Annotated in this window: 19 protein-coding genes; 15 read left to right on the forward strand and 4 right to left on the reverse strand. The window is 56.5% G+C overall.

What is annotated here, in order from left to right:
- The first annotated feature begins 12 nt into the window (after window positions 1-12).
- Window positions 13-1,257 carry an NAD(P)-dependent malic enzyme gene (locus tag THEVEDRAFT_RS03420; protein WP_006583333.1) on the forward strand — a complete coding sequence of 415 codons (1,245 nt, stop codon included), beginning with the start codon at window positions 13-15 and terminating at the stop codon, window positions 1,255-1,257.
- Between the two features lie 37 nt (window positions 1,258-1,294).
- On the opposite strand, the gene selD is transcribed toward THEVEDRAFT_RS03420, so the two are convergent.
- Both selD and THEVEDRAFT_RS03430 read right to left on the reverse strand, forming a co-directional pair.
- A complete protein-coding gene (selD, locus tag THEVEDRAFT_RS03425) occupies window positions 1,295-2,329 on the reverse strand; it encodes a selenide, water dikinase SelD (RefSeq protein WP_083830693.1) in 1,035 nt (344 codons plus the stop codon).
- Between the two features lie 5 nt (window positions 2,330-2,334).
- The gene (locus THEVEDRAFT_RS03430) at window positions 2,335-3,339 is read right to left on the reverse strand and encodes a biotin--[acetyl-CoA-carboxylase] ligase (RefSeq protein ID WP_040825671.1); all 1,005 of its coding nucleotides are present in this window, start codon (window positions 3,337-3,339) and stop codon (window positions 2,335-2,337) included.
- Between the two features lie 91 nt (window positions 3,340-3,430).
- Between THEVEDRAFT_RS03430 and prfB the strand changes: the two genes are divergently transcribed.
- Window positions 3,431-4,556, forward strand: a protein-coding gene (gene prfB / locus THEVEDRAFT_RS03435; protein ID WP_006583336.1) for a peptide chain release factor 2 whose coding sequence is annotated in 2 segments (ribosomal slippage) — window positions 3,431-3,502 and window positions 3,504-4,556 — 1,125 coding nt in all. Because the reading frame shifts where the segments join, the coding sequence is not laid out codon by codon here.
- Entirely contained in the window at window positions 4,553-6,367 is a 1,815-nt protein-coding gene (locus THEVEDRAFT_RS03440; protein ID WP_006583337.1) for a SpoIVB peptidase S55 domain-containing protein, read from the forward strand. Before prfB ends, THEVEDRAFT_RS03440 begins: the two co-directional genes overlap by 4 nt.
- A gap of 48 nt (window positions 6,368-6,415) precedes the next feature.
- On the opposite strand, the gene THEVEDRAFT_RS03445 is transcribed toward THEVEDRAFT_RS03440, so the two are convergent.
- Window positions 6,416-6,778: a diacylglycerol kinase gene (locus tag THEVEDRAFT_RS03445; protein WP_006583338.1), complete on the reverse strand. Its 363-nt coding sequence runs from the start codon at window positions 6,776-6,778 to the stop codon at window positions 6,416-6,418.
- A 182-nt stretch (window positions 6,779-6,960) separates the two neighbouring features.
- On the opposite strand from THEVEDRAFT_RS03445, the gene THEVEDRAFT_RS03450 reads away from it, so the two are divergent.
- Window positions 6,961-8,628 (forward strand): formate--tetrahydrofolate ligase, encoded by a 1,668-nt coding sequence (locus THEVEDRAFT_RS03450; RefSeq protein WP_006583339.1) that lies wholly within the window; start codon window positions 6,961-6,963, stop codon window positions 8,626-8,628.
- A 189-nt stretch (window positions 8,629-8,817) separates the two neighbouring features.
- Here the strand turns inward: THEVEDRAFT_RS03450 and THEVEDRAFT_RS03455 are convergent, their stop codons facing one another.
- Window positions 8,818-9,768 (reverse strand): TAXI family TRAP transporter solute-binding subunit, encoded by a 951-nt coding sequence (locus THEVEDRAFT_RS03455; RefSeq protein WP_006583340.1) that lies wholly within the window; start codon window positions 9,766-9,768, stop codon window positions 8,818-8,820.
- Between the two features lie 262 nt (window positions 9,769-10,030).
- Here THEVEDRAFT_RS03455 and rpmE point away from each other — a divergent pair, with 262 nt between their 5' ends.
- From rpmE to THEVEDRAFT_RS03510, 11 genes are all read left to right on the forward strand, one after another.
- Entirely contained in the window at window positions 10,031-10,261 is a 231-nt protein-coding gene (rpmE, locus tag THEVEDRAFT_RS03460; protein WP_006583341.1) for a 50S ribosomal protein L31, read from the forward strand.
- A 154-nt stretch (window positions 10,262-10,415) separates the two neighbouring features.
- Complete coding sequence (gene thyX / locus THEVEDRAFT_RS03465) at window positions 10,416-11,114, forward strand: FAD-dependent thymidylate synthase (protein WP_006583342.1); 699 nt, start codon at window positions 10,416-10,418, stop codon at window positions 11,112-11,114.
- Window positions 11,099-12,073 (forward strand): DUF1385 domain-containing protein, encoded by a 975-nt coding sequence (locus tag THEVEDRAFT_RS03470; protein ID WP_006583343.1) that lies wholly within the window; start codon window positions 11,099-11,101, stop codon window positions 12,071-12,073. Before thyX ends, THEVEDRAFT_RS03470 begins: the two co-directional genes overlap by 16 nt.
- A gap of 6 nt (window positions 12,074-12,079) precedes the next feature.
- Window positions 12,080-13,153 carry a peptide chain release factor 1 gene (gene prfA, locus THEVEDRAFT_RS03475; protein WP_006583344.1) on the forward strand — a complete coding sequence of 358 codons (1,074 nt, stop codon included), beginning with the start codon at window positions 12,080-12,082 and terminating at the stop codon, window positions 13,151-13,153.
- A 36-nt stretch (window positions 13,154-13,189) separates the two neighbouring features.
- Window positions 13,190-14,035 carry a N5-glutamine methyltransferase family protein gene (locus tag THEVEDRAFT_RS03480; RefSeq protein ID WP_006583345.1) on the forward strand — a complete coding sequence of 282 codons (846 nt, stop codon included), beginning with the start codon at window positions 13,190-13,192 and terminating at the stop codon, window positions 14,033-14,035.
- 80 nt (window positions 14,036-14,115) lie between these two features.
- Window positions 14,116-15,303 (forward strand): thioredoxin-disulfide reductase, encoded by a 1,188-nt coding sequence (gene trxB, locus THEVEDRAFT_RS03485; protein WP_006583346.1) that lies wholly within the window; start codon window positions 14,116-14,118, stop codon window positions 15,301-15,303.
- A 62-nt stretch (window positions 15,304-15,365) separates the two neighbouring features.
- Window positions 15,366-16,298: a 1-phosphofructokinase family hexose kinase gene (locus THEVEDRAFT_RS03490; protein WP_006583347.1), complete on the forward strand. Its 933-nt coding sequence runs from the start codon at window positions 15,366-15,368 to the stop codon at window positions 16,296-16,298.
- A 14-nt stretch (window positions 16,299-16,312) separates the two neighbouring features.
- A complete protein-coding gene (locus THEVEDRAFT_RS03495) occupies window positions 16,313-16,759 on the forward strand; it encodes a CBS domain-containing protein (protein WP_006583348.1) in 447 nt (148 codons plus the stop codon).
- A gap of 2 nt (window positions 16,760-16,761) precedes the next feature.
- A complete protein-coding gene (locus THEVEDRAFT_RS03500; RefSeq protein ID WP_006583349.1) occupies window positions 16,762-17,220 on the forward strand; it encodes an arsenate reductase/protein-tyrosine-phosphatase family protein in 459 nt (152 codons plus the stop codon).
- 48 nt (window positions 17,221-17,268) lie between these two features.
- Complete coding sequence (fliS, locus tag THEVEDRAFT_RS03505; protein WP_006583350.1) at window positions 17,269-17,757, forward strand: flagellar export chaperone FliS; 489 nt, start codon at window positions 17,269-17,271, stop codon at window positions 17,755-17,757.
- Window positions 17,738-18,205, forward strand: coding sequence for a flagellar protein FlgN (locus tag THEVEDRAFT_RS03510; RefSeq protein WP_245522719.1), 468 nt, complete (start codon window positions 17,738-17,740; stop codon window positions 18,203-18,205). Before fliS ends, THEVEDRAFT_RS03510 begins: the two co-directional genes overlap by 20 nt.
- The last annotated feature ends 33 nt before the right edge of the window (window positions 18,206-18,238 follow it).

Consider the following 18,238-nt stretch of genomic DNA (forward strand, 5'->3'; position numbering starts at 1 on the left):
AGGGGATTTAATATGACCATCGACAGGCTAAGGGCTTTGGATCTTCACAGGAGGGCGAAGGGGAAGATAAAGATCTACCCCACCATAAACGTCAGGAACGAGGAGGATTTGGGGCTGGCTTATGTCCCTGGAAGCGTTTATCCGTCCTTGGCCATCACCGAGGATCCCGCGTTGAGTTTTGAGTACACAGGCCGGGGGAACCGTATCGCTGTCGTAACCGATGGATCTGCGGTTCTGGGCATAGGTAACGTAGGACCGGAGGCGGCGCTTCCCGTCATGGAGGGTAAGTGCCTGTTGTTCAAGCTTTTCGGGGATATAAACGCGATACCGGTGTGCCTTGATACTTCAGATCCAGATGAGATCATCCACCACGTTAGGCTCATGGCCCCTACCCTGGGAGGGGTGAACATAGAGGACATATCAAGCCCCAATACCTTCACGGTGGTGAAGAAGCTGAGATCCGTGCTGGACATACCGGTCTTGTGCGATGACCAACACGGCACCGCTGTCCTGGTTTTAGCGGCGCTCAAAAACGCCCTTAAGGTTGTCCAAAAGAACCTTCAGGATGTCCGGATAGCTGTAATCGGCGCTGGGGCTGCCGGTATCGCTACGTCGGAGCTTTTGCTGGCCGCCGGTGCCAGGAACATAGTTTGTCTTAACAGCGCTGGCATTTTGGGGGAGGATAACCCCAAGATGGATCACATTCAGCGGGAGCTGGCTTTAAAGACAAACCCAGAGGGCATCAGGGGAGGGATAGGTGAAGCCCTTAAGGGGGCGGATGTAATGATCGGTCTATCTAAGGGCAACCTGGTGACCGGGGAGCATGTTAGATCCATGGCCTCGAGGGCCGTGGTGTTCGCCCTAGCTCTGCCGGAGCCGGAGATCCCCTATGAAGAGGCGGTGGCCGCAGGAGCTGAGGTTGTGGCCACCGGGACTGCTGAGCATCCTAATCCCCTCCTTAACCTCCAAGCGTTCCCCGGTATAATGAGGGGGGCTTTGGATGTAAGGGCTAACACCATAACCGATTCCATGCTGCTTGCCGCCGCGGATGCCTTAGCTTCGATCACCGAGGAGCACGAGCTTTCTCGCCAGAAAATCCTACCGGATCCCTTCTGTGACGAGTCAGCCCCTCGGGTTGCAGAGGCGGTGGCGCAGAAAGCCGTAGAGGAGGGCATGGCATCACTGCCGCTTTCCCCCGGTCACGTTTACAACGAGACCTGGCAGAGGCTTTATGGAAGTTCCCTGGTCAGGATATGAGGAGATGAACCCCTGGGCGGGGGAAGGTGCAGGTTTTTCAGAGGATCATTGCACTCCCCGCCCCTTCTTTAAACCTCCCGACCAGTTCTGACTTGGTAAATCCGATTTCTCTGAGGGTTTTGATGAGCTCGCCCTCCCTTAGGGGGTCCACCGCCAGCAGGAGGCCTCCGGAGGTCTGAGGGTCGTATAGAAGGTCCTGGACCTCCAGTTTAACGTGTTCTCCCATTTTTACCCGTGATGAAAAATGTTCCCTGTTTGAGTATGCGCCGGCGGGAACCATGCCCATGGCGGCCATTTCAAGGGCCCCCTCCATGGAAGGTATCTTGGAGGATAGGATCTCCACGTCCATGTCTGAAGAGCTCACCATATCCAGGCAGTGCCCTAGGAACCCGAACCCCGTAACGTCCGTGGCAGCCCTGATAGCGGTGAGGATATCCTCCGGCAGCCTTCTGGGCAGGTCGTTGAGCATGGCCATCCACGTGACCGCCCCCGTCAGCAGTTCTTCCCCCGCCATGCCGGCCTTGAACGCGGTTGTCAGTATCCCGCTGCCCAGCGGCTTGGTCAGCACAAGCCCGTCACCCGGCTTTGCCCCGGTTACCCGCCAGAGCCTATCCTCATGAACCTCCCCGTAAACTGAAAGGCCGTATTTGGGTTCATCATCCTGAACGCTGTGTCCTCCCGCAAGGCACGCCCCCGCCTCCTGGACCTTCCTGGCCCCCCCTAAGAGTATTCCCTTGAGTACCTCCAATGGCTCGCAGGAGGTGGGGAACGCCACCACGTTCAACGCCACCTTGGGCAAGCCGCCCATGGCAAAAACATCGCTTAAGGCGTTTGCCGCTGCGATCTCCCCAAAGAGCACCGGGTCGTCCACGATGGGAGTTATAAAGTCCAACGTAAGGATGGCAATCCTCCCATCCCCTAAGCTCCATAGGGCCGCATCCTCTCCGTTGTCCCAACCGGATAGAAGCCTCGGATCCCTAAGGGAGGGGATCTCCATAAGCATTTGATCCAGCTCCGCTGGACCTATCTTGGCGGCTCACCCGCTGGTCTTGGCCCGTTCCGTAAGCCTCATGATGTTCACCTCCCCTCCGCAGGCCTTATGTGCTTGATGTCACCGGCGGAGAACGCCGCTACATCACCGCCCTCCAGGCGGATTAACAGGGATCCGTCCTGGTCTAAGCCCTCCGCGGTCCCTTCGATGATATTATCCCCCCAGGTGCCCCTTATGCGCATGCCTATGGTGCAGCATCTGGAAGCATATGTTTCCATAAAATACTTGGGGGTCATGCGAAGCGTGCCAAGGTAAAAATCAAGCCTCTTTAAAAAATGTGATAAAAGGTGGTGACGGCTCGGCACCTTGCCCCCTTCTTGAGCTACCGACGTGGCTTCCGTGAGGGGGTCATTTAAGATTGGGGTTACCTTGAGGTTGACCCCAAACCCAGATATCACGTGATGGATCTGGTCCACCTCAACGGCCCCTTCGCTCAGCATCCCGCAGATCTTGCGCCCCCTCACCAGTATGTCGTTGGGCCACTTGATCTCACATCCTATCCCGCAAAGCTCTGCCAGTGCGTCCCCCATGGCCATCGCGCAGGCCAGGTTTACCGCCTGAACCATTCGGGGAAGCAGCTTGGGTCTGAGCAGTACGGACCCATATAACCCCCCCGGTGGGGATTCCCAGCGCCTGCTTTGCCTTCCCCTGCCAGACGTCTGTTCGTCCGCCACCACAACGGCCCCCTCGGGACGCCCTTGAGCTGCCATCTCCTTGAGCGGGGCTTGGGTGGACCCGATGGAGGCGTAGTGAAATATGGGATGTCCCAGCTTGGAATCTATGAGAAGCATCTCGGCCCATGACGGGGAGAAACGGTCATCTTCCGGAGGCCCCTCCAGTACGTAACCCTTTTGAGGTACCGAGGATATCCTTATCCCCTCATCTTTGAGGTTGCCTATTATCTTTGATATTCCCTGCCTTGTTATTTTAAGCTCCTTTACCAGGGCCGAGCTCGGGGTGAGCTGCCCCGGATTTTGAGCCAGTATCCAAAGAACCCTTACCCGATTGTCAACCTCACAGCGTGCATCCATGTGCAAACCTAATCCCTTCCTCCGCGGCTCTTGTCCCGGTGGTGATATAATCCTTTCTTGTTCAATATAGCAATTCTTAGGAGGGGTGTACATGGTCGTTCTGCCGGTAAGCACGGTCATGGGCAACTTGCGTTCGCGCATGCGCGAGCTGCGTGATAGCCTTTGACCTGGATGGGATTGATGTCAAGATAGCGGATCTTATGAAACAGGCCTCGGAGGAGGGTTTCTGGGAAAGGCCAGACTCCAAGGATCTGGCCAGGGAACTCGCTCAGCTCCAGCAGAGGAGAGAATCATTTTCCGCCTTGGAGAGGGAGATCCAGGACCTTGAGGTCCTGGTGGAAATGCTCCAGGAGGGGGAGGACGAGGAGCTGTCCCAGGAGTTCTACCAGAGGGCGGAGGTCTTGGAGGAGAGGCTGGAGAGAAGCCAGGTTTTGACCCTGCTGGACGAGGAGTACGACCAATCCGATGCCATATTGTCGATACATGCGGGAGCCGGCGGGTTGGACTCCCAGGACTGGGCGGAGATGCTCTACCGTATGTATGTAAGGTGGGCGGAACGAAACGGGTTCAAGGTCAAGCTTTTGGATGAGCTTCCAGACCAGGAGGCAGGGATAAAGAGCGTTACGATCCAGGTGAGCGGGGAATATGCCTACGGATATCTTAAGGGAGAGAATGGGGTGCACCGACTGGTAAGGATCTCCCCCTTTGATGCTGCCAAGAGACGGCATACCAGCTTTGCCTCGGTGGAGGTCATGCCGGTCCTGCCTGACGACGTGGAGATAGAGATAAGGCCGGAAGACCTCAAGATGGATACCTTCCGCTCCAGTGGCGCCGGGGGACAGTACGTTAACATGACGGACTCCGCGGTTAGGATAACCCACATACCCACCGGCATAGTGGTCAGCTGTCAGATCGAAAGGTCCCAGCACATGAACAGGGCCACCGCGATGCAGATGTTGAGGGCCAAGCTTTTTGAAAGGCAGCTTAGGGAAAGGCAGGAGCAGATCGAGGCCCTTCAGGGGGAAAAACGTGCAATTTCATGGGGTAGCCAGATAAGGTCTTACACGCTGCAGCCATTTCAGCTGGTGAAGGATCACCGTAGCGGCTGTGAGATAGGCAACGTCCAGGCGGTGCTGGATGGCCAGCTGGATGAACTTATCATGGCTTATCTTAGGTTTTACAAGACCGGACGGCTTTGGAGGGATTCGGAAGAGTGAGACTCGCTGGAAGGGCTTCCCCCCTGTGGACCGGGATTGGATGGCTTTTTGCCCTGTTCTTGCTGGTGATCCTACCCGGTGTTTCGGCGGGGGACCAGTTCTCAGTTAAAGAGGGGGTATTCCCTGTCAAATCCTTGAAGCCCCACATGAGGGGCACGGCCCTTACGGTCTTTCAGGGGGGCAAGATCGAGCAGTTTCCGGTGGAGATTTTGGGGGTGATCGCCCAAAGATCCGCCCCAAATCGTCTGGTCCTGATAAAGGCCGTAGGGGACAGGGTAATGAAGGCTGGTGGTGTTGCTGCGGGTATGAGCGGGTCACCGGTTTACATCGACGGTAAGCTTTTGGGGGCCATCGGCTTTGGTTGGAAGTTTGGGGACCACTCGATGGCGTTGGTAACCCCCGTGGAAGAGATGCTTAAGATCCCGCCCATGGAGGGCGCTGATGTCAAATCCAAGGGGCCTCATGACGGGTTAGGGCAAACCCCTAAGGACGCTTCCGATCATGTGGTATCCCAGGATCAGGTAGGCCAGGATGCGGCCTCTGGGGCTGTCAGCCAGGACCAGGGGCTTTCCAGTCCCCTTTTGATCGGTGGCGTAAGTCCTAGGTATGGTAGGCTCATAGGGGAGAGGCTGTCTTCCCGGGTATCGGCTCCTGGCGGGGGAGAGATTGTGGCCTCTGGCTCATCCGTTTTATCTCCCGGAGCATCCATTGGGGTCGCCCTGGTGGTGGGAGACGTCTCAGTGGGTACCTTGGGGACCGTGACGGCGGTTGATAAGGATAAGTTCCTTGCCTTTGGACATCCATTTATGGGCAGGGGATCTGTTAAATTCTTCGCCACCGAGGCTTCGGTGGTGGGGGTGATCCCCAGCCTGGAGACCCCGTTTAAACTTGGAACCCTGGGGGGTGTGATAGGCACCGTGCTCCAGGATAGGGCCCAGGGACTGTACGGAAGGATAGGGATGATGCCCCAGGGGAACGATTATGAGATTCGTTTCCATGACCTTGATAGTGGCAAGGAGGCGGTTAGGCGCTTCAAGGCCGTAGTGGACCCATTTGTTTCATCCCTGGTGGTCCCCCCTGCGGTTGCAGGTTGTGTGGAAGACCTTTGGGGCAGGACCGGTCAGGGGACCGGGGAGGTTAAGATCACCGTTGAGGGGAGAGGTATGCCAGAAGGATGGAACAGGACCAACTTCTTCCTTTCTGACTCGGACCTGCCGGAGAAGATCTTCCAGGAGTTCTCCATGATTCACTCTATGCTGCCCTTAAATCCATTCTTGCCCCTTGAACCCCTGTCCTTCCGTTTAGATGTAAAGGTAACCCAGACACCAAAGGTGCTTTACATAGAGAAGGTCCAGGTCCCAAAGGATAGGACCTTCAGCCCGGGGGAGATGATCGGGGTGGACGTATGGCTTCGTCCCTGGAGGAGCAAGGTGGAGAAGAGGACGTTTTCAGTGAAGATACCTGCGGACGCCAGGGGAGACGTGGAGGTGCTGGTACGGGGCGGAGGCGTAGGCGAGATGGAGCAGGAGTCCATCAAGGAGGGCCGGCGGAGCATTGAGAGCTTTGAAGGTCTGCTTCGGGAACTCTCTGCTGCCGAGGCCAGCAACGAGATAATCGTTGAGGTCCTATGCCGGAGGAGCAAGGATAGGGAGAGGGAGGATTCCACCAAGCTTTTGAGCGAGATCAAGGAGCAACGGGTTAAGGAAGGCTCCTTGAAGGTGCTTAAGACCAACTATTACGTTGAGGGTTTGCTAAGGGTTCCGCTTAAGATGACGGCGGAAGGAGACAAGGAGAGGGGAGAGGAGGAGTGAAGGCCTCTGGTCGTCTTCCCCTCTCTGGGTTCTGAAAATCCGGGCCAGCTATTTGCTGAAAAACAGCAACCATATCGCACCACCATAGCATGCGATGAGGCTTACAAAGACCGAGGCGGACAGCATATCCTTGGTGCGCTTGATGTCCTCCCGGTAGGTCTGACCTATGTGGCAGTCTATCATTATCTCGACCGCCGAGTTAACAAGCTCAAGGGAGAGGGGTAGCAGGGATAGGAGGAATGATGGTATGACCGCTGACGGCGGTCGCCTCATGAAAATACCTATTCCAAGCACCGCTAAAGATGCAGCGGTCTCGTAGGCCACGGCCCTTTCCATGATGAACGCTACCCTTAGACCATTACAAGAGTACATGAACTTATTGAAGAGGCTAGTGTTCTTCCACTGACCCAATTTGTTTATCCCCCTGTTCTTGTTATGGTTCGCTTGGTAGCCTTAAGGAACTGGTGACCATTCGGAGTTAGCGGGACTTTGGGATTATAGCAGACTCACAAATTTCCGTAAGGTCATATGTTTTAGACGTTTTGTTTATGTATAATAGACGCTATAGACCAGAGCCAGGGAGGGATACAGAGGTGCTTTCAGACATTGAGATAGCCCAGTCTGCCAGGTGCAAACCCATAGGTGAGATAGCTGCGGAGTTGGGGATACCGGAAGAGGCTTTGATCCCCTACGGTAAGAATAAGGCCAAGGTGGACCTTAACTTTTATCGCACCCTTTCCGACCGGAAGGATGGGAAGCTGATATTAGTGACCGCCACCACCCCTACTGCGGCGGGGGAGGGCAAGACCACGGTTACCATAGGGCTTACTCAGGGGCTCGTGAAGCGCGGCAAGAAGGCCATGCTTTGCCTTAGGGAACCTTCCTTGGGGCCCTGCTTCGGCGTTAAGGGAGGGGCTGCTGGTGGGGGATACTCGCAGGTTCTTCCCATGGAGGATATAAACCTCCATTTTACCGGTGACATCCATGCGGTGGGCGTCGCTCACAACCTGCTTGCTGCCATGATAGATAACCATATTCAGCAGGGAAACCAGCTTAACATAGATCCAAGGACGGTCACCTGGCGGCGGGTGGTTGACATGAACGACAGGGCCCTGAGACACGTGGTCATCGGCCTTGGCGGGAAGGCGGATGGGGTTCCCAGGGAGACTGGCTTCGACATAACCGTGGCCTCGGAGGTCATGGCCATACTGTGTCTTGCGGAAAGCATCTCGGACCTCAAGGAGAGGCTGAGCCGTGTGGTTGTGGCTAAGACCTACGATGGCAAGCCGATTACCGCTGGTCAGCTGAAAGCTCATGGCGCCATGGCGGCGTTGTTGAAGGAGGCCATCCAGCCCAACCTGGTTCAGACCATAGAGCACGTTCCTGCCTTTGTCCACGGCGGGCCTTTCGCTAACATCGCCCATGGGACCAACTCTATCATTGCCACGAAGATGGCCCTTAAGCTTAGGGACTACGTGGTTGTGGAGGCGGGCTTCGCATCGGATCTAGGGGCGGAGAAGTTCATGGACATAGTATCCCCCTACGGGGGTTTCAACCCCCAGGCGGTGGTGGTCGTTACCACCATCAGGGCCCTTAAGCTTCATGGCGGGGTCCCGAAGGAAAGGCTTTCCGAGGAGAACCTGGATGCCTTGCGGTCCGGCATAGCCAACCTGGAGGCTCACATAGACAACATGTCTCAGTTCGGTGTCCCGGTGGTCGTGGCCCTCAACAGGTTTGTGGCGGACACCGATGCGGAGATAGATATGGTGCGTTCCGCCGCCTCTGCCAAGGGGGCCCCGGTTGCCCTTGCGGAGGTTTGGGCCAAGGGGGGCGATGGAGGGCTGGAGTTGGCGGATCTGGTCCTAAAAGCCCTTGAGGGTGGTTCTAACTACAAGAAGCTCTACGATTGGGACCTCCCGCTTAAGGAGAAGGTGAACGTGATCGCAACCAAGGTCTACGGTGCTGATGGGGTGGACTTCAGCCCCGGGGCCTCAAAGGCCTTGACGGAGCTGGAGGAGATGGGATACGGCGGGCTTCCCGTTTGCATGGCCAAGACCCAGATGTCCCTTTCAGACCAGCCGGAGCTTAAGGGGCGCCCAAAGGGGTTCAGGATAAACGTCCGAGAGGTTCGCTTGTCCGCTGGTGCGGGCTTTGTGGTGGCCATATGTGGCTCCATAATGACCATGCCGGGGCTCCCCAAATCCCCTGCGGCGGAGAGGATAGACATAGACGACCAGGGTAGGATAACGGGGCTTTTCTAGGCTTCCCTGGTTGATACGATATCGGAAGAGAGGGGCGGTTTTATCCCGCCCCTTCTTCATGCCAGGGGGTTGGGATGTTAGTTAGTATGGTGGCTTCCCCTGGCCAATTGTCCATGCTAGAGTGCTACAGCGAAGAGGACCAGGGCCCTTGACCCTGGTCCTCTTCGCTGTCCTTCTGTGATCGATAGTCTACGGGAGCTTTAGACCCTTCTCCTTGTAGTACTTGGCAGCCCCTGGATGGAGGGGTACGGTGACGCCGTTGAGGGCGCTCTTCAGGTTTATCTCCTTGCCCTTGGCGTGGGCCTTGTGGACCACATCGATGTTCTCCCAGAGTGCCTTGGTGAACTTATAGACCACGTCCTCCGGGACCTTTTCATCCACCACCAGCAGCGCCATGACAGCTGGGGTCTGGGTCGCCTGGGTTACCCCCTTGTATGTGTTGGCGGGGATGGTGCTCTTTACGAAGTAGGGGAACTCCTTGGTTAGCTTGGCCATGGTGGCGTCGTCGAAGTTTACTAAGGTTATGTCCTTGGTGGTGGCCAGGTCCATTATGGAGGACACCGGGTATCCAGCCACCACGAAGCCGGCATCTATCTGGTTATCCTTGAAGCGCTGAGTGGTGGCGCCGAAATCGAGGAAGTCGGTCTTCATGTCCGAGTACTTGAGGCCCACGGTCTGGAAGATGGCCCTCACGTCAGCTTCGACGCCGGAACCTGGGGCTCCAACGGAAACCCTCTTGCCCTTAAGGTCCAAAATTCCCTTGACGTTGGAGTTCTTAAGGGTTATTAGGTGGACGTGCTCGGGATACAGGGCTGCTATCACCCGCACGTTCTTTATGGGGGTCTTGAACATCATCTTGCCGTTGTAGGCCCAGTAGGTGGCGTCGTTCTGGGCGAAGGCTATCTCGATGTCGTGAGCCCCTATGAGGTTGAGGTTGGCCACGGAGGCGTTCCCGGTCTCCGCGGTTACCTGAAGGTCAGGGGCTCCCTTGTTGACCGCCTGGGCTATTGCCCCACCTATCGGATAATAAGTCCCGGAGGTGCCCCCGGTGGCTATGGACAGGAACGTCTTCGCATGGGCGGCTCCGCCCATGGCCGCTACCAGAAACGCCGCAAGTACAAGCTTTGACAACCTCTTCATCCGTTCATTCCCCCTTCTACTTTTGTGTTTCTGCTTCTTCCTTGGCTACGCCTTTTGCCTTCTATTTCCACCCCCTTGGCTTTAACCCTTATACATGACATTATATTGCCCGTTTTGAGAATGCTCAATATTAATCCCATGGGGCAGAAGCATTTGCCGTTCCGGTGGAATCCACCGCAAATTGCGATTGCGCAGGGGGCGGAAGTGTGGTAAATTCAGCAGGTATGCGCGGATATGAAATCTTTTCGGAGGTGCTAAATATATGAAGAAGGATATCCATCCCAAGTACGAGGTTTGTAAGGTTGCCTGCGCTTGCGGGAACTCTTTCGAGACCCGTTCCACCATCGGTGACATAAAGGTTGCGGTCTGCAACGCCTGCCATCCTTTCTACACCGGTAAGAAGGGCGGTAGGGTGGTGGAGGCCGGCCGCCTTGAGAAGTTCCGCCAGAAGTATGCGGGTGTGGACTACGGTCAGAGGAAGGCGTCCGAGTAGTCCCTGGGAGGGGCTCGGTTAGAGTTAAGTAAAAATGGGTGCCCCATGGTGGGTGCGTTGAGGGACTGAAGCTTTCAGGGGGAGCCCGGCTCCCCCTGAATCATATGGGGTCCGTCCCGTCGGGGATGAACCGGTTGATCCCGGAGGTGTCGAGTTGTCTTTAGAGGTTAAACTGATATCCCATACGGAGGATCCAGTTAGGATTGTGGCCGCCGCTGCCAGGCTGTGTTACAGCCCGGTGGGGGCGGTTGAAATCCTTGAAAGGCTGGATGGCGGCAAGGCCAGGGAGCTCATAGGCAAGCTTACCCGGAGTGGTCACATGTCCCCGTTTGAGCATGCTTCCTTCACCTTTGCGGTGGACGGATTAAGCCGAGTGGCCTCTCATCAGCTGGTGAGGCACCGGATAGCCAGCTTTTCCCAGCAGAGCCAGCGCTATGTTGATTCCTCCGGGGGCAGCTGTGTGGTGCCTCCCTCCGTGGCGGCCTCGAAAGAGGCTTTAGACTTGTTCCAGCGGGCAGTCCAGGTGGCCGAGGAGGCCTATCGTCAGCTATGCTCCATGGGAGTGCCTAGGGAGGATGCTAGGTTCTTGTTGCCCCACGGTTTCTCCACTCGTATGGTGTTCACCATGAACGCCCGGGAGCTGCATCACTTTTTCTCCCTTCGGCTTTGCAGGAGGGCCCAGTGGGAGATAAGGCTTCTGGCGGTGAGGATGTTGGGTTTAGTGAGGGCCGCAGCCCCAGAGCTGTTTGAATTGGCGGGGCCGTCTTGTGTTACCGCCGGAAGGTGTTCCGAGGAGATGTCCTGCAACAGGCCCTTCTCCTCCGTGGAGGAACTGCTTTGCGAGTACCAGTGATCTTGTCCTCTGCCCTTAGATGGTTTGCGGGGATGACGGTATGGCTCTTGAAGTCCCCGGAGGGCCCCCTGCCGGTGGGTGGTCAGGCGGTGATCGAGGGGGTCCTCATGCGGGGGTACTCTTTCTGGGGTATTTCCATTAGGACTCCCGAAGGTTCCTTATGGAGGGATAGGTGGGGCATCTCTTCCTGGACCTCCAGGTCCCCTTGGAACTGGCCGATCATAAGGGGGTTCTGTTCCATGGTGGACATGATCAGGGGGGGTTATCGGGGGTTAAGCCTTTCGGCCTCCATAGCGTCACAGGAGGAGCCTTCCAGGTTAGAATCCCTTGTATCCATCCTCATCGCCGTTGCGGTGGTGGTGGGCCTTTTCCTGTTGTTTCCCCTTTGGCTTTCCGAAGTGCTTGGGGGTAGGGTGCATGTAAAGGGCATGGCGTTGAGGCTTATGGAGGGTCTTATCAGGGGGGCGGTTTTCGTCGCCTACTTGGCCTTGGTAGGGCTTTGGGGAGATATGAGGCAGGTCTTCGCTTATCATGGGGCGGAGCACAAGACCATAAACGCGTACGAGTCTGGGGCTCCTATGCTTGTGGACTCCATAAGATCCTTCTCCCGGATACACCCCCGCTGCGGGACGTCCTTTCTGGTGGTGGTTATCCTGGTTAGCGTTGTGGTGTTTGGGCTTATCGGGAGGGGTGGGATCGTGTGGAGGGTTTCGAGCAGGGTGGTCCTTTTACCTCTGGTTGTGGGGATATCCTACGAGATGATAAAGTGGGCGTCCCGAGGGAGTCTGCTTGGCAGGGCGTTGGTCTTCCCTGCCCTGGGGTTGCAGTTTTTGACCACCCGGGAGCCTTCGGATGATCAGATAGAGGTGGCGTTGGATGCCCTTAGGGTTGCCCTTGGGGTGGACATGGATCTTCCGCCCTCCCAGGGGGGCGTTGAAACCCAAGTTGGTCAGGGGTGAGGTCTTTTGGACTTTATAGGCAAGCTTAAAGAGATAGAGGCGGCCTTGGCGGAAATAGAGGCTCGCATGGCGGACCCCGAGGTGTCTAATAACGTGCAGGAGATGCAGTCCCTCAGCAAGAGGCACTCAGAGCTTTATCCGGTTGTTCAGGCTTTCAAAGAGTACCAAAGGGCGTCGAAAGCCCTGGAGGAGGCCAAGGAGCTCATGTCCCAAGAGGACGAGGATATGAGGGCCCTTGCAAGGGAGGAGGTCCAGCGGCTTTCTGAGCGGCTTCCAGAGCTGGAACAGGAGCTTAAGGTGTTGCTGCTTCCAAGGGATCCGAACGATCACAAGGACGTTATCATAGAGATTAGGGCTGGTGCGGGTGGTGATGAGGCGGCGCTTTTCGCTGCGGATCTCTTCCGCATGTACACCCGTTACACCGAGCGCCAGGGTTGGCGTTACGAGATAATGGAGATGAACGAGACCGGCATAGGGGGCTACAAGGAAGTGGTCTTCCTGGTAAAGGGGGATGGGGCTTACAGCAAGCTCAAGTTTGAGAGCGGCGTCCACCGGGTTCAGAGGATCCCTGCCACGGAGGCGAGCGGAAGGATTCATACCTCCACTGCCACGGTGGCGGTGTTGCCGGAGGCGGAGGACGTGGACGTCCAGGTAAGGCCAGAGGACTTGAAGATAGATACGTACAGGGCTAGTGGTGCGGGTGGACAGTATGTGAACATGACCGACTCGGCGGTTCGTATAACCCACATCCCTACCGGTCTTGTAGTTACGTGCCAGGACGAGAGGTCGCAGCTAAAGAACCGAGCCAAGGCCATGCAGCTGTTGCGGGCTAGGCTCTATGACATGGAGCTCCAACGTCAGCAGGCTCAGATGGCGGCGGAGCGAAAGGGGCAGGTTGGGACCGGTGACAGGTCCGAGAGGATCAGGACCTATAACTATCCTCAAAATCGCCTTACGGACCACCGGATAGGGTTCACCCTTTACAAACTGGATCAGGTCCTTGACGGTGATCTCTACGAGCTCATAGAGGCCTTGCGTATGGCGGATCAAGCGGAGAAGCTTAAGACCCTGGCTCTTTAGTCTTTGGTTAGTAGCGTCGTTGCGGGGAAGATCATTTTGATACTATCTGAGATAGTCCGGATGGTGGCAGGGGTCTTGGGAGTGTCGCCGCACGTTAGCCGTCCCATGTGGGAGGCGGCCCTGATAGTGGCCGCCTCCTATGGTGTTTCCAGGGAGGCGATAGTGACATCCAGGTCGGATCATTATGATCCAGCCCCATCATTAGACATGGCGGCTAGGAGGGCTGGGGGAGAACCCTTGGCTTACGTCTTAGGTTCCATGGACTTTTTGAACTGGCGGTTCTTCGTGGGGCCCGGATGCCTGATCCCTCGCCCGGAGACGGAGGTGTTGGTTATCAAGGCGGCGGAGGTCCTCCCCAGGGGAGGACGTTTCCTTGATTGGGGGACCGGAAGTGGCTGTATCGCTTGTTCCATCGCGATGATGGTTCAAGACAGCGAGGGAGTTGCTATGGACCTAAGCCCCGGTGCCCTCAAGTGGGCGTGGCGCAACATAAAAGAGAATCGCTTGCTTGGCAGGGTATTCCCTATTCACGGCGGAGGGCCGTTAGACCTGCCTTCCTCTCTCAGACCCTTCGACCTAGTGGTGGCAAACCCCCCTTATATACCATCGAATCACATTGCGACCCTGGACTTATCCGTCAGGGGTTTTGAGCCTGATCTTGCCCTTGATGGTGGCCCTGACGGGGTTGATGTCCCCTTGAGCTGGCTTTCCGCGTGTGGAGACATCCTCAAGCCCGGGGGTTACGTTTTGATGGAAACCGCAGGTCCGCACCAAGTGGGGGAGCTGGGCGAGGTTGCCTTTAGGGGGCTTGAGTTCTTAGGAGGTTTTGAGGATCAATACGGTGTGATGCGGTTTGCCTGTTGGCGTTCCTTTGAAGCGTGACGGGGACGATGTAGGGCAATTGGGGTAAAATAGCTACGTATGTTTGGCGTGATGATATCCGTTTGGAGGTGTTCTTCCCCATGGAGAAGAGGGAGCTTGTCATACTTGGAGCTGGACCTGCGGGGCTTACCGCTGCGATATACGGCAGGAGGGCCGGTCTTGATGTCCTGATCCTGGAGCGTGGCATGCCGGGAGGGCAGATAACGATAACCGATGAGATCGAAAACTGGCCTGGGGTGCAGCATGCTTCTGGTCAGGAGCTGGCGGACAGCTTCAGACGCCACGCTGAGAAGTTCTCCCCGGAGTTTAGGGATGCTACGGTTACGTCCCTGGAGGTTCGTGATGGTCGTAAGGTAGTGGTGACCGACAAGGGGGAGATTGAGGCAGAGGCGGTCATAATAGCCACCGGTGCCAACTTTAAGCGTCTAGGATGTCCTGGGGAGGCGGAGTACACCGGGCGTGGTGTCAGCTACTGCGCGGTGTGTGATGGAGCCTTCTTCGAGGGGGAAGAGGTTGCGGTGATAGGGGGAGGTAATACGGCCGTGGAGGAGGCCTGTTACCTAACCCAGTTTGCCAGCAAGGTATACATAGTGCATCGGAGGGATTCTTTCAGGGCGGACAAGGTCCCGGTGGAGAGGGCGATGAGCAACCCCAAGATAGTTCCAGTCTTCAACTCCGTGGTTGAGGCCATTGAGGGTGGGGAGATGGTTGAGCGGTTGGTCTTGAAAAACGTGAAGACCCAGGAGATCAGTCATCTGCCGGTGGCCGGGGTCTTCATATTCGTAGGCACCGCCCCCAACAGTGGTTTTGCCTCCTCCCTGGTGGAAACTGCTCCTGGGGGTTGGATAAAAACCAGCCCAAAGATGGAGACATCTGTTGAGGGCATATTCGCTGCCGGTGACGTGAGAGACACGTTCCTGCGCCAAGTGGTAACCGCTGCTGGGGACGGAGCCGTTGCTGCCATGGCTGCCTACTCCTATATAACGGAACAGCTGCACCTGCAGAAAGTGCTTTTCGAGCCAAAGCGGGTGAACGCCCTCTTTTACTCCAGCATAGATGAGGCTCAAGTGGCTTTGGTTGCCCGTGCGGAGGAGTGGGCTGAGTCCAAGGGCATCAGCCTTACGGTAGTGGATGGGTACAGGAGCCTCCGGATGATGGAGAAACTGGGGGTAAAAGAGCTCCCCACCGCCATGGTGCTTCACGAGGGGAAGGAGATTTCAAGGGCTAGGGTGTCGTCCGTGGAGGACCTTGAGATATTCTGCCGATAGATAAGAGGTAGGTAACGGTGTCCGTATAGTGCGGGATTTCTTATCCCCAGGGGGTGGTGCCGGTGATACTTACGGTTACGTTGAACCCGGCGGTGGACGAAGAGTACGTTGTCCCTGAGTTCCGCCCCGGTGGCTGGTTTAGGGCTTCTAACGTAAATAGATCCCCAGGCGGCAAGGGAATAAACGTGTCTATCCTGTTGAAACAGATGGGGTTTGACTCCGTGGCCATGGGGTTTCTGGCGGGGTACAACGGGGAGTACATAAGGGATACCCTGTCCAAGCTTCGGATAGCCACTAGCTTCGTCCACGTTAGGGGCGAGACGAGGACGAACACGTATGTGGTGGACGAGATAGGGAAACTGGAGACCGGGATAGCGGAGAGCGGGCCCTATGTTCCAGAAGAGGCCCTCGGGCGTTTCCTGAGGGCTTATGAGAGGATGCTCGGCCGCTGCAGCTCCGTGATGCTGGGAGGGTCCCTTCCCCCTGGGGTACCGCAGGACATTTACCGGGAACTGGTTCACATGGCCTCCGTGAGGGGCCTAGAAGTGTTTGTGGATGCCTCAGGGGGGGCCCTGCTCGCGGCGGTTGACGGGGGCCCGAAGGTGGTAAAGGTGGACCATCGGTTTGTCTCCATGATGATGGATGTGCCGCTGTCATCCTTGGACAACCTTAAGTCTGTGGCCTCAAGGTTTCATGATCAGGGGGTCCCATGGGTAATAACCTCCTACAGGGGATATGGCGACATGTTCTCGACCCCGAGGGGTACCTTTGTGGGGGAGGTCCCCCGCCGGGGGGTAGTCTCCCTATTTGGTGCTGGCGATGCGCTGATGGCGGGTCTTATATTGGCCTTTGAGGAAGGAATGGATGAGGAGGAGGCCATAAGGTTTGCCATGGCCTGTGCCATGGAGGACTCCCTGCACCTGGAGAAGGGAGTGAGTTCCAGGAGTGCTGTGGAATCCCACTTGGATCAGATAAAGCTTACCCGAGTGGGTTAGGGGAGGGGCTTGCCATGAAGGTTTGTGACGTTATGGAAAGGGACCTCACCGCCCTATGGGAGGACTCCACGGTCTTTGAAGCGGTTGAGGTCCTCTCAAGCCATGGTCTTTCCGGGGTTCCTGTGGTGGATGATGAGTATCATCTGATTGGATTCATAAGCGAGAAGGACATAGTCAGGGCCGCCTTGCCTGGCTATGTGGATTACCTTCAGGACTCCTTGGTTATACCCGACTTCGGTCAGTTTCAGGTGCGTCTCAAGCGGATAGGCAAGGAGAAGGTCTCCAAGTACATGGCCAGGAAGGTGATAGCATTTCAGGAGGACGATAGCGATTTTTACGTGGCCATGACCATGATAAGACACAACATAAAGAGGGCCCCTGTGGTTAACAAGCAAGTGCTGGTTGGTATGATCAACCGGGCGGACTTGATAGGCCGGCTTATGGAGGAGGCTTCTTCCTAACCATGTCGAGGGTGCTGTTTGTTTGCACCGGTAATACCTGTCGAAGTCCGATGGCGGAGGCTTTCTTCAGGGCCATTGAAGGCGGGGGTGTGGCGGTCCGTTCCGCCGGGCTTTTCACGACCAATGGCCTTAGGGCCAGCCCCCTTGCGGTGGATGCAGCGAGGGAGTTTGGGGTTGACCTTTCTGGTCACCGTTCAACTCCGCTTCGACCGGAGAGCCTTAGCATGGACACCCTTGTGGTGTGCATGTCAAGATCCCATGTGGAGGTCCTCCTTAAGTCCGGCTGTGGTGAGATGTGTGGATTGGTGAGCCTCTTTGGCGATCTGGTGGGCCATCCTGGGGTGGAGGTGCCGGATCCTTTTGGTTTTGGCATGGAGGAGTATAGAAAGGTGGCGGCCCTTTTATGGGACTGGAGTACCTTGTTAAGTCTTCGCAGACCTTGGGAGGGCCTTGGGACTTAAGTATTGGACCTCATTGGTCCGATAAACCCTGTAGAGGGGTGATGATGCATGGACTCTAACTTGGCCCGCAAGGCTCAGGATATGTACAGGGCCAATCAGGTACAGACTGCCACTAGGGAGCAGCTTCTGCTTCTGACCTACGACATAGGTATAAGGGCCTGTCATGGGGCGATAGAGGCGATGGGAAGATCCGACATCGAAGGGGCTAACGATAACCTCAAGAGGGCCCAAGCGGTTGTGAGGGAGCTCATGGTCACCCTGAACTTAGAGCAGGGGGGCGAGGTTGCCCGATCCCTGATGGGACTTTACGACTTCTTCTACAACCGTCTGGTGGAAGCTAACGTAAAGAAGGACCCTTCGTTGGTTCGAGAGGTTTTGGGTATGTTGGAAGAGCTTCGTAAAACCTGGGCAGAGGCCATCGAGAAGCTGAAGTCCGAGCAATCGCCCCCGGCTCAGGGTGGTGTTTCTCAACGCAAGGCGCCGGATAAGGTGGAGTCTTACTCCGGTGCCCCTGGGGGTGTTAACATTGCGGGCTGATCTTGGGGACCGATTGAAGGGAGAGATAGAGGGTCTCATAGATCAGGAGATTGTTATATATGCTGCGTTGGGGAAGCTGGTGGACCAGGAGGCGGACTGTGTTTCAAGGAGGGACATGGACGGCCTTATGGATGTCCTCTCGGAGAAGCAGACCTACATCTCTCGACAGGAGGCGCTCTTGGACTGCTGGAAGAATGTGGCCTTTTCCCTTGGTGTGGATGGTGGCCGGGAGAGCGCTGCCTTTTGGGCTGCCATAGCCGACAGGGTTGGCCGCAAGGGCTACGATGACCTGGTCTTGAAGGTAAACGAGGTAAGGCGAATGGCGGGAACTCTTTTGGACAGGGAGAGGGAGGTCCAACGGGAACTGGAGGCCCATATGGAGGAGATAAGGTCCAAGCTCATGCAGATGAGGACGGGCAGGCAGGTGTTAAGGGGATATGGGGGTTAGGATTACCCTTGCGGTGTTTAGCTAGGATTTATA

The sequence above is a fragment of the Thermanaerovibrio velox DSM 12556 genome (assembly GCF_000237825.1).
Classification (GTDB): domain Bacteria; phylum Synergistota; class Synergistia; order Synergistales; family Synergistaceae; genus Thermanaerovibrio; species Thermanaerovibrio velox.

Bases quoted from the DNA above. Each gene is read 5' to 3' on its own strand.
- THEVEDRAFT_RS03500 (WP_006583349.1), top strand. From the start codon at position 16,762: ATGTCGAGGGTGCTGTTTGTTTGCACCGGTAATACCTGTCGAAGTCCG.
- rpmE (WP_006583341.1), top strand. From the start codon at position 10,031: ATGAAGAAGGATATCCATCCCAAGTACGAGGTTTGTAAGGTTGCCTGC.
- THEVEDRAFT_RS03495 (WP_006583348.1), top strand. From the start codon at position 16,313: ATGAAGGTTTGTGACGTTATGGAAAGGGACCTCACCGCCCTATGGGAG.
- THEVEDRAFT_RS03420 (WP_006583333.1), top strand. From the start codon at position 13: ATGACCATCGACAGGCTAAGGGCTTTGGATCTTCACAGGAGGGCGAAG.
- fliS (WP_006583350.1), top strand. From the start codon at position 17,269: ATGGACTCTAACTTGGCCCGCAAGGCTCAGGATATGTACAGGGCCAAT.
- THEVEDRAFT_RS03430 (WP_040825671.1), bottom strand. From the start codon at position 3,339: ATGGATGCACGCTGTGAGGTTGACAATCGGGTAAGGGTTCTTTGGATA.
- THEVEDRAFT_RS03455 (WP_006583340.1), bottom strand. From the start codon at position 9,768: ATGAAGAGGTTGTCAAAGCTTGTACTTGCGGCGTTTCTGGTAGCGGCC.
- trxB (WP_006583346.1), top strand. From the start codon at position 14,116: ATGGAGAAGAGGGAGCTTGTCATACTTGGAGCTGGACCTGCGGGGCTT.